Annotated in this window: 7 protein-coding genes; 4 read left to right on the top strand and 3 right to left on the bottom strand. The window is 70.4% G+C overall.

The window, feature by feature from the left end; all coding sequences use genetic code 11:
• Positions 1-201: 201 nt before the first annotated feature.
• Positions 202-2,064, bottom strand: a complete 1,863-nt coding sequence (gene rpoD, locus CEK69_RS17705) for an RNA polymerase sigma factor RpoD (protein WP_010340704.1) — start codon at positions 2,062-2,064, stop codon at positions 202-204.
• 114 nt (positions 2,065-2,178) lie between these two features.
• Positions 2,179-2,619 (bottom strand): D-aminoacyl-tRNA deacylase, encoded by a 441-nt coding sequence (dtd, locus tag CEK69_RS17700; protein ID WP_152247066.1) that lies wholly within the window; start codon positions 2,617-2,619, stop codon positions 2,179-2,181.
• Positions 2,620-2,793: 174 nt separating this feature from the next.
• Between dtd and CEK69_RS17695 the strand changes: the two genes are divergently transcribed.
• Entirely contained in the window at positions 2,794-3,708 is a 915-nt protein-coding gene (locus tag CEK69_RS17695; protein WP_043094562.1) for a lauroyl acyltransferase, read from the top strand.
• 36 nt (positions 3,709-3,744) lie between these two features.
• On the opposite strand, the gene CEK69_RS17690 is transcribed toward CEK69_RS17695, so the two are convergent.
• Entirely contained in the window at positions 3,745-4,266 is a 522-nt protein-coding gene (locus CEK69_RS17690) for a GNAT family N-acetyltransferase (RefSeq protein WP_017911888.1), read from the bottom strand.
• Between the two features lie 284 nt (positions 4,267-4,550).
• Between CEK69_RS17690 and ribA the strand changes: the two genes are divergently transcribed.
• From ribA to CEK69_RS17675, 3 genes are all read left to right on the top strand, one after another.
• Positions 4,551-5,675, top strand: coding sequence for a GTP cyclohydrolase II RibA (gene ribA, locus CEK69_RS17685; protein WP_152235664.1), 1,125 nt, complete (start codon positions 4,551-4,553; stop codon positions 5,673-5,675).
• Positions 5,676-5,825: 150 nt separating this feature from the next.
• A complete protein-coding gene (locus CEK69_RS17680; protein WP_226975214.1) occupies positions 5,826-6,359 on the top strand; it encodes a PH domain-containing protein in 534 nt (177 codons plus the stop codon).
• Entirely contained in the window at positions 6,356-7,894 is a 1,539-nt protein-coding gene (locus tag CEK69_RS17675; protein ID WP_152247062.1) for a PH domain-containing protein, read from the top strand. The genes CEK69_RS17680 and CEK69_RS17675 overlap by 4 nt, the downstream gene beginning before the upstream one ends.
• The last annotated feature ends 4 nt before the right edge of the window (positions 7,895-7,898 follow it).

Genomic DNA, 7,898 nt, shown 5'->3' with positions numbered 1-7,898 from the left:
GGGAGCGACTTCAGTCGCGACGAGGCTTCACTAGGAATGCCCGTCGCGAGTGAAGTCGCTCCCACAAGGCTTGGCTGGCTGCTGACATGACAGCGCATGGCTGCGGCATGGACTGCAACCCTGCGCAACGCCACCGACTCCTCACCCACGAAAAAGCCCCGCACATGGCGGGGCTCTGTCGTGACCGCGAACCGCGCGCGATCAGTCGATGTCGAGGAAGCTGCGCAGCTGCTCGGAGCGGCTCGGGTGACGCAGCTTGCGCAGCGCCTTGGCCTCTATCTGGCGGATGCGCTCGCGGGTCACGTCGAACTGCTTGCCGACTTCCTCGAGGGTGTGGTCGGTGTTCATGTCGATGCCGAAGCGCATGCGCAGCACCTTGGCTTCGCGCGGGGTCAGCCCGGCGAGCACGTCGCGCACGGTCTCGGACAGGTTGATGTTGGTGGTGTTCTCGATCGGGGACTCCACGTTGGTGTCCTCGATGAAGTCGCCCAGATGCGAATCCTCGTCGTCGCCGATCGGGGTTTCCATCGAGATCGGCTCCTTGGCGATCTTCATCACCTTGCGGATCTTGTCCTCGGGCATGTCCATTTCCTTGGCCAGCTCCTCCGGGGTGGCCTCGCGGCCGTACTGCTGGAGCATCTGCCGGGAAATGCGGTTCAACTTGTTGATCGTCTCGATCATGTGCACCGGGATGCGGATGGTGCGCGCCTGGTCGGCGATCGAGCGGGTGATCGCCTGGCGGATCCACCAGGTGGCGTAGGTCGAGAACTTGTAGCCGCGGCGGTACTCGAACTTGTCCACCGCCTTCATCAGACCGATGTTGCCTTCCTGGATCAGGTCGAGGAACTGCAGGCCGCGGTTGGTGTACTTCTTGGCGATGGAGATCACCAGGCGCAGGTTGGCCTCGACCATTTCCTTCTTGGCCTTGCGCGCCTTGGCTTCGCCGTAGGCCATGGCGCGGCTGATTTCCTTCAGCTCGGCCAGGCTCAGGTAGGTGGCCTGCTCCACCGCCACGGTGGCTTCCTGCTCGGCGATGATCTGGTCCTTGACGTCGCGCAGCGCCGACGACCACTTCTGCTTGCGCTTGAGCGCGTCGTCGACCCAGGCCACGTTGGTCTGGTTGCCTTCCCAGGAACGGATGAAGTCCTTGCGCGGCATGCGTGCCACGTGGGTGGCCAGGTGCAGCACGCGGCGCTCGTGGTCCTTGACCTGAGCCATGGTGTCGCGCAGCTTGCGCACCAGCACGTCGGTCAGCGGCAGCGGCAGCTTCAGGGTGACGAACACCTCGGCGATGTCGTTGCGCAGCTTGGTGACCAGCTTGTGCTCGGCGCCGTTCTTGGCGTGGGCCTTTTTGAACTTGGCGTACTCGGTGGCCAGCACTTCCATGCGCCGCGCGACCTCGGCCGGATCCGGACCGGTCGGGCCGGCATCCTCTTCGGCGGTGTCGACGTCTTCGTCGTCATCCTCGTCGGCATCGGCATCGGTGGCGCTGTCGTCGTCGGACACCGCGACCGGCGGGGCCGGCTCTTCCTCGATCAGGTCGTTGAAGCCGACCACGATCTCGGCCAGGCGCTTCTTGCCTTCCTTGTGCTGTTCGTAGTCCTCGAGCAGGGTCTCCACCGCCAGCGGGAACGCGCCCAGCGCGGCCTGCACCTGGCCGAGACCTTCCTCGATGCGCTTGGCGATGGCGATCTCGCCTTCACGGGTCAGCAGTTCTACTGTGCCCATCTCGCGCATGTACATGCGCACCGGGTCGGTGGTACGGCCGCCTTCGGTGTCGAGCGCGGTCAGCGCCGCGGCGGCTTCTTCGGCCGCGGTATCGTCGACTTCGCGGTTGCCGGTGTTGCCGTCGTTGAGCAACAGGGTTTCGGCATCGGGCGCAACTTCATGGACATCGATGCCCATGCCGTTGATCATGCCGATGATGTCTTCGATCTGTTCGGGGTCGACCAGATCGTCGGGAAGATGGTCGTTGACTTCCGCGTAGGTCAGATAGCCCTGTTCCAGGCCCTTGCTGATCAGTTGCTTGATGTCGGATTGCTGGGCAGGACGTTCGTTGGCCATGAGTGCTCGCGCCACCGGCAGGTAGGTGAATGAGTGAACCTAGCATTATAACAGCCCGGACCGCCGCTTGCCGGACGAGGAGCCTGAACGGCTCCGCCAGGAACGCGCCGGCGTCTACGGCCGGAGCAGGAAAGTAACCGGGCCGTCGTTGACCAGGCTGACGACCATATGGGCACCGAAGCGGCCGGTTTCCACCCCTGGCGGGTGCTGCGCGCGGCACACCTCCACCAATCGGTTGAAGCCGCGTTCAGCCTCGGCCGGCGGCGCCGCGGTGGTGAAACTGGGCCGCATCCCCGAGCGCGTGTCGGCGGCCAGGGTGAACTGACTGACCAGCAGCAGGCCGCCGCCGGTGTCGCGCAACGAGCGGTTCATGCGCCCGCTGGCGTCCGAAAACACCCGGTAGCCGAGCAGGCGCTCGGCCATACGTTGCAACTTGGCCTCGTCGTCGCCCGGCTCCACCGCCACCAGTGCCAGCAGGCCGGGCCCGATCTGGCCCACGACCTCGCCATCGACGCTGACCGAGGCCTGGGTGACGCGTTGGATCAACGAGAGCATAGGGCGGGGATTGGGGATTGGGGATTCGTTACTGGCCGCACCGCGACGAACGGTTGCGATCGTGCGGCATCATCGCCGAATGGGCGAGATTGAGAAAGCGACAAGGCACGCAGGCGGCGCGATCCGCGACACCCGTCGGGCAGGCCAGATACGCCAAGCGGATAAACTGGGGTGATGAAACCCGCGACGCTCGCTTCCCTGCTGTACCGCTGCGCCGCCGCCCTGGCGCGCCTGCCGTGGCCGTGGCTGCGGCGCCTGGCCGACGGCCTGGCCGGGCTGTGGCTGCGCCTGGATGCGCGCGAGAGCCGGGTGGTCCGGCGCAACCTGGAGCTGGCCTATCCGGAGCTGCTGCCCAGCGAGCGCGTGGCGCTGCAGCGCGACGTGCTGCGCTCGACCGCGCGGCAGGCGTTCGAGACCCTGGCGCTGTGGACCCGGCCGCCGGAGCAGAACCTGGCGCGGCTGCGCCTGCGCCACGGCCAGGACCTGTACGACGCGGCGCTGGCCGCCGGCCGCGGGGTGATCGTGGCCGCGCCGCATTTCGGCAACTGGGAGCTGCTCAACCAGTGGCTGGCCTCGCGCGGCGACATCGCCATCGTCTACCGCGCACCGGAGTCGGCCGTGGGCGACGCCTTCCTGCAGTTGGTCCGCAGCGGCGAGCGGGTGCGCCAGGTGCGCGCCGAGGGTCCGGCGGTGCGGCAGTTGTTCAAGACGCTCAAGGATGGCGGCGCGGTCGGCATCCTGCCCGACCAGCAGCCCAAGGCCGGCGATGGCGTGTTCGCACCGTTCTTCGGCGTGCCGGCGCTGACCATGACCCTGGTCAACCGCCTGGCCGAGCGCACCGGCGCGACCGTGCTGTTCGCCTGGTGCGAGCGCGTCGGCAACGACCTGGAGTTCGCCCTGCACGTGCAGCCGGCGCCGCCGGACATCGCCGATGCCGACCCGCTGCGCGCGGCCACCGCGCTCAACGCAGGCGTGGAACGGGTGGCGCGGCGCGACCCGGCGCAGTACCAATGGACCTACAAGCGCTACACCCTGCGCCCGGACCCGGCCGAGCCCAATCCCTACGCCACTGAGCGCCATCCGCACTAAGAGCGACTGAGGCGCTCGCCCCTGACAAAGCCCGCGCTAATCGTCGTGCGGCTGCGCCGGGCCGGCCAGGATGCGCTGGTAGAACGCCAGGTCCAGCCAGCGCCCGAACTTGAAGCCGGCCTCGCGCACGGTACCGGCATGCACGAAGCCCAGTTGCTCGTGCAGGGCGATGCTGCCGGCATTGCTGGCGTCGATGCCGCCGACCAGCACGTGCACGCCGCGCGCCTGCGCGGTGTCGATCAGCGCCTGCAGCAGGCGTCGGCCCGCGCCACGGCCGCGATGGTCGCGGTGCACGTAGACCGAGTGCTCGACGCTGTACTTGAACGCTGGCCAGGCGCGGAAGGTGCCGTAGCTGGCGAAGCCGAGCAGGGTGCCGTCGGCGTCCTCCAGGCCCAGCACCGGGAAGTTGCCGGCGCGCTTGGTCGCAAACCACGCCGCCATGCTCTCCGGCGGGCGCGGCCGGTAGTCGTACAGCGCGGTGGAATGGACGATGGCGTCGTTGAAGATCTCCAGGATCGCCATCGCGTGGCGCGGTTCGGTGCAATCGACGAGCTGCATGCGGGGGCCGGAGCGGACGCGGTGCCGCACAGTAGCAAGCAACCGGCGGCACGTGCACACCTCCCCTCACGCCGGCGCGTTGCCGCAGCCGCCGATTTGGTTGCATCGGCGGCGCACGCACGCGGGCACAGTGCGTTCCATCGCCTGCAGGCTGGCGCGTCCGGCAAAGCGCGCGACAATGGCGCCCGAGCGCCATCGGCGCCGACCGGCACCGTGCCGGGGCCACCGCGACCGGATGCGGCAGCCTTGAAGCGGCGCCGCCGATCCCCCATCTGGAGTCGTGCATGACCAGCCCCACCGCCCCTTCCGCGCACGCCTTCGGCGATCCTGCCGCGATCCGCAGCGAACGCGCGGCATCGGAGTTGCGTGCCGGGCGCCCGGTCCTGCTCGAAGACGGCAACGGCCGCACCCGCGCGGTGATGGCGCTGGACAGCAGTACCGAACCGTCCTACCTCGGTTTCGCCGAGGCCACCGGGCAGCGGCACTACCTGTTCGTGACGCCGCCGCGGGCGCAAGTGCTGGGCCTGGATGCGCCGCAGGGCGCGCGCATCGCCCTGGCCGGGCACTCCTACGACGCGCTGGCGGCGCTGGCCTACCTGCGCGACGGCCCGGTGCCCGCGCACTGGCAGCCCGGCGACGCGCTGGATGCCGGCGCCGCCGAGATCGCGCGCCTGGGCCTGCTGCTGCCGGCGATGGTCGCGGCGGACCTGGGCGCGGACAGCAGCGCCTTCCAGGGCTGCCAGTCGCTGCGGCTGGACGACCTGGAACACGGCTGTGCCCTCGCCGCTTCCGACAGCTACACCCTGGTCACCCGCACCCAGGTGCCGCTGCGCGACCTGGGCCCTGGCGAATTCGTGGTGTTCCGCGGCGGCGTGGCGCAGCGCGACCAGGTCGCGATCGTGATCGGCCAGCCCGACCTGAGCGCGCCGGTCCCGGTGCGCGTGCATTCCTCCTGCCTCACCGGCGACCTGTTCGGCTCGCTCAAGTGCGACTGCGGCGATCAGCTGCGACACGGCCTGGCCAAGCTCAAGGCGCTGGGTGGCGGCGTGTTGCTGTACCTGGACCAGGAAGGCCGCGGCACCGGCATCGCCACCAAGATGCGCGCCTACGGCTACCAGCACGACGGCCTGGACACCATCGACGCCGACGCGCAACTGGGCTTCGGCGCAGACGAACGCCGCTACGGCAGCGCCGTGGCGATGCTGCGCGGGCTCGGCATCGGCCGCGTGCGCCTGCTCACCAACAACCCGAACAAGGCCGAACGCCTGCGCGCGGCCGGCATCGAGGTGACCGAGCGCATTCCGGTCACCGGCACCATCACCGCCGAGAACGAAGGCTACCTGCGCACCAAGGCCGCCCGCGCCGGCCACGCGCTGGACGTGGACGCGCTGCTGCGCGCGGCGCGCTGAACCACCGGGCAGGTCGGCCCCCACACCGCCTGCCCGGATCGGGACGGAAACCGCGCGGCGGGCAGCGCACGCCCGCCGTCGCCGCGTTAGGATCGCAGGCCACGCCGCGCGCCCGCGCCCCGAGACCCCGACGTGATCGCACCGCCGCCCATGGACGACACCCCCGCCGCGCCCAGCGCTTTCGCCGCCCCCCCGGCGCCCGCGGACTGGCCGCCGGCCGACTGGCAACCGGTGCCGTTGCGCGGTGCCTGGCTGGCCGCGCTCGGCGGCGGCTGCATGCTCGGGCTGAGCCTGGTGGTCGCCGCCGGCATCGTCGGCCTCAGCCTGCACAGCCTGCATGCGCTGGCCCTGGGCGCGGTGGCCGCGGCGGTGGGCAGCCTGTGCGGCGCCTGGGTCGGCTTCGTCCGCCACCGGCGCATCCGCTGGCGGCTGAATGCCCAGGGCCTGGACGTGTTCCGCGGGCGCCTGTGGCAGAGTGAGACGCACGTCCCGATCTCGCGCGTGCAGCACCTGGACCTGCGCCGCGGCCCGCTGGAACGCGCCCTGCGCCTGGCCACCCTGGTCGTGCACACCGCCGGCACCCGCCATACCGCGGTCGCCGTGCCCGGTCTGGATCAGGCCGACGCCGAACGCCTGCGCGAGCGTCTGGCGCACCAGCTCGACCACGACGACGACGCGCTGTGAGCGGCCTGGCCGACGCCGAACACACCACGCCGGTGCGGCGCCTGCATCCGTGGTCGTGGCTGTTCGTGCTGCTGCAGCACCTCAGGCATTTCCTGCTGCCGTTGCTGGCGCTGCTGGTGTTCGGCAGCCGCGACGGCCACCGCGATCACGCCGATCACCTGGTGATGCTGGCGGTGTGCAGCGGGCTGGTGGCGGTGTCGCTGCTGCGCTATCTCACCTACCAGTACCGCATCGGCCACGACAGCCTGAGCATCCGCAGCGGCTGGCTGGAACGCAGCCTGCGCGAGATCCCGTTCGCGCGCATCCACAACGTGGTGGTGCACCAGTCGCTGCTGCACCGGCTGTTCGGCGTGGCCGAGGTGCGGCTGGAGTCGGCCGGCGGCACCAAGCCCGAGGCGCAGATGCGGGTGCTGCGGCTGGACCAGGCGCTGGCGCTGGAACAGCAGATCCGCCACCGCGCACCCGCTGCCGACACGATCGCCGCGACCGATGCCGACGCTGCACCCGCTGCCGCGCCGGACAGCGAACTGCTGCTGGCGCTGCCCACCACCGAGGTGCTGCGCCAGGGCCTGATCTCCAACCGCGGCATGGTGGTGCTGCTCACCGCGTTCGGCGCCACCTACCACCTGTTCCCCGAGCGCATGATTTCCAACGCGATCGAGCACTACGGGCGGCAACTGTTCGGCTACGCCACGCACCTGCAACTGGGCTGGATGGCGGGCGCGGTGACCTTCGCCATGATGCTGGCGACGCTGTTGCTGCTGATGCGCGCCTTGTCGATGGGGCTGGCCATCGTGCAGTACCACGGCTTCCGGCTGAGCGAGAGCGAGCGCCGGCTGACCGTGGAGCGCGGCCTGCTGACGCGGTTGCGCAGCAGCGTGGCGCGGCGCCGGATCCAGGCCTGGACCCTGCACGAGAGCGTGCTGCAGCGGTTGCTGCGGCGGCGCAGCCTGCACATCGACACGGCGGTGATCCAGTCGCACCACGGCCACGGCCACGACCACGCACTGACGGAACTGGCGCCGCTGGCCACGCCGGCCGCCTGCGATGCGCTCTTGCAGCGGCTGCTGCCGCAGGTCGCCTGGCCGCCAGCGCAGTGGCACGGCATCGCCACGCGCCACTGGTGGCGCCTGTCGCTGCCGGCGCTGCTGCTGGTGCCGCTGCTGTGCGCGGGGCTGTGGCCCACCCTCGGCGCCTGGGCCGCGCTGCTGCTGTTGTGGCTGCCGTGGTCGGCGTTCAAGTCCTGGCGCCAGGCGCAGCGCATGGGCTATGCGCTGGACGCGCGCTACGTGGCGGTGCGCGGCGGCTGGTGGCGGCGCTGGTGGCGGCTGGCCGAACTGGACAAGCTGCAGACGCTGCACCTGAGCCGTTCGCCGCTGGACCGCTGCTGCGGCACCGCGACGCTGTGGCTGGACACCGCCGGCGCCCGCCACGGCGAACCGCCGCTGCGCATGCGGCTACTGCCGGACGCGCAGGCGCGGGCGCTGTACGAGCAACTGGGCGCAGCGCTGGCGCAACGACGGCTGCGCTGGTGAGCGC

It is taken from the genome of Xanthomonas sp. LMG 12462, from assembly GCF_009192885.1.
Lineage (GTDB): Bacteria > Pseudomonadota > Gammaproteobacteria > Xanthomonadales > Xanthomonadaceae > Xanthomonas_A > Xanthomonas_A sontii.
The sequence above is the reverse complement of the archived record's forward strand: the minus strand, read 5'-3'. Positions and strand labels throughout refer to the sequence as shown.